The following is a 2,374-nucleotide window of genomic DNA, read 5'->3' on the forward strand; positions in this document are numbered from 1 at the left end:
CGGCAAGATTGTCGAGGAGGCGCTGGCGTGATGCACGATCGAAGCGCGCTAGCGCGATACCCCAGGGCTAGTGCGCGACGCTGGCGGGACAGCGCCCCCCTCTGTCCTGCCGGACATCTCCCCCTCAAGGGGGGAGATTGGCAGCTTGGGCGCTCCGCTCAATTCTGCAACGTTGAAGATTGGCGAAAGCCGGCGAGATGTCTGATCTCCCCCCTTGAGGGGGAGATGTCCGGCAGGACAGAGGGGGGCGCGAAGGAATGATGCGTCCGGAAAGTTTGCCCCGTGCGACCACGCCGTTCCTCGGCTTCGCCCGGCTGCTCCGCCGCTATGGCTTTGCTGTCGCGCCGGAGCAGGTCTCCGGCTTCATGCAGGCAGTAACCCTGCTCGGTCCCCGTTCGATGGCCGACATCCGCGAAGCGGCCCTCGCCACGCTGGCGCCGCCGCCCGACCGCCGCGACGAATTCGAGGCGCATTTCCGGAGCCATTTCTATGGGGATGCCGCGGCGCTGGTCGAAGGCGAGGCCGACGAGGAAACCCGCATCAAGGACGATGGTGCAACGGGCGAAGAAGAAATCGAAGTGGTCCGCCAGGAGCAAGGCGGCGAACTGTCTTCGGCCAGCGAACAGTTGAGCGTCCGCGAGTTCCATCGCGACAGCGACGGGCTCGCCGCCTTCCGCCGCAAGCTCGCCACCGCTTTGCCCGCGCGCCGCTCCTTCCGCACCGTACGCACGCATGCGCGCGGCAAGCTCGATCTGCGCCGTTCGCTTAGGGAGATCGTCAGCGCCGACGGCGATATCCCCTCGCCGCTGCTGCGCCGGCGGCAGGCGGTGCCGCGCAAGCTTCTCATCCTCATCGATGTATCCGGCTCGATGAAGCTCTACACATCGGACTATCTCAAGCTGGCGCATGCGGCCGTGCAAGGCGCCGACCGGGCGGAGGTCTTCACTTTCGGCACACGGCTGACCCGCATCACCTCGCCGCTGCGCATTCGCGACCGCGACCAGGCGCTGGCCCGCGCCGCTGCCCAGGTCGACGACTGGGACGGCGGCACCCGTATGGGACCGACGCTGCTCGCGTTTCTATCGGTGCCGCGCTTCTCCGCCTTTGCACGCGGGGCGGCGATCGTCATCCTGTCGGATTCGCTGGAGCGCGGCGATCATGCCGAGCTGGAGACGGCGATGCGCCGGCTGAGCGCCCGCGCCTTTCGGCTTTCGCTGGCGACGCCGTTGGCCGGCGATCCGCGTTTTCGGCCGGCCACGGCAGCACTTCGCGCCATCCTGCCGGTGCTCGACGACCTGGTCGACGGCTCGTCCATCGCGGGCCTCACCGAGTTCATCCTGTCGCTCGCCCGCCCCGCCCCGGCGGCCGCGGCAATCTGGAAGAGGGTTTCGTGATGCAGAAGGCGATCGACGCGCATTTCCACATCTGGCGCCAAAAGGACCAGCCATGGCTGGTCGGGCCGATGGTGCCGCGCATCTTTGGCCCTTACGAGCCGATCCGCCGCGACTATCCGATCGAGGAATTCCTCGCCGACCAGCAAGGCTCGGGCGTCGAGAAGGCGGTCTATGTCCAGACCAACTGGGCCAAGGAGGATTTCGAGAACGAGGTCGCGTTCCTGCAGAAGACCGCGGAAGAAACCGGCTGGCCGCACGCCATCGTCGGCTATGCCGACATGACCGTGGACGACGTGCGTTCCCGGATCGACCGGCTGATCAAATACCCTCTGCTGCGCGGCGTGCGCATGCAGCTGCACTGGCACCAAACGCCGGCCTTCCGCTTCGCCGCCTCGGCCGATCAAGTCATCGACCCGAAGGTGCGGGCCAATGTCGCGCGGCTCAAGCATTACGGCCTGTCCTTCGACCTGCAGCTTTTCCCCGCCCAGATGAAGGATGGGCTGACGCTCGTCGGCGAGAACCCCGAGACCAATTTCATTCTCACCCATGCCGGCATGCTGACCGACATGGAGCCCGAAACCACCGAGGCCTGGAAGGCAGGCCTGCGCACGCTGTCAGCGGCGCCCAACCTCTATGCAAAGCTGTCCGGCCTCGGCACCTTCGTCCACCACAACGACCCGGCGCTGATCGGCTATATCGTCGACAACACCATCGACATCCTCGGCAGCGACCACCTGATGTTCGGCTCGAACTTCCCGATCGAGAAGCTGTGGACCAGCCACGCCGAGCTGATCAGGGCGCACCGGGAGGCGGTGGCGAAACACGGCGCGGCGGCCGAGGCCGATATTTTCTGGAACACGGCGGAGAAGGTTTATCGGCCGGTGTAGCGCGCATCCCTTCTCCCACAAGGAGGGCTTTGCATGAAGGGTGTGCTTAACCTGATTGGCCTACTGGGCGTCTTTTGAAGGCGTCTAAGGCCT

General features: G+C 66.0%; 2 protein-coding genes. Both read left to right on the forward strand.

What is annotated here, in order from left to right; genetic code table 11:
- Positions 1–257 precede the first annotated feature (257 nt).
- The gene (locus NKI41_RS32940) at positions 258–1,394 is read left to right on the forward strand and encodes a vWA domain-containing protein (protein ID WP_352687201.1); all 1,137 of its coding nucleotides are present in this window, start codon (positions 258–260) and stop codon (positions 1,392–1,394) included.
- Positions 1,394–2,281 carry an amidohydrolase family protein gene (locus NKI41_RS32945; protein WP_352687203.1) on the forward strand — a complete coding sequence of 296 codons (888 nt, stop codon included), beginning with the start codon at positions 1,394–1,396 and terminating at the stop codon, positions 2,279–2,281. The genes NKI41_RS32940 and NKI41_RS32945 overlap by 1 nt, the downstream gene beginning before the upstream one ends.
- Positions 2,282–2,374 lie beyond the last annotated feature (93 nt).

The organism is Mesorhizobium sp. M0601 (genome assembly GCF_040320845.1).
Taxonomy (GTDB): Bacteria; Pseudomonadota; Alphaproteobacteria; order Rhizobiales; family Rhizobiaceae; genus Mesorhizobium.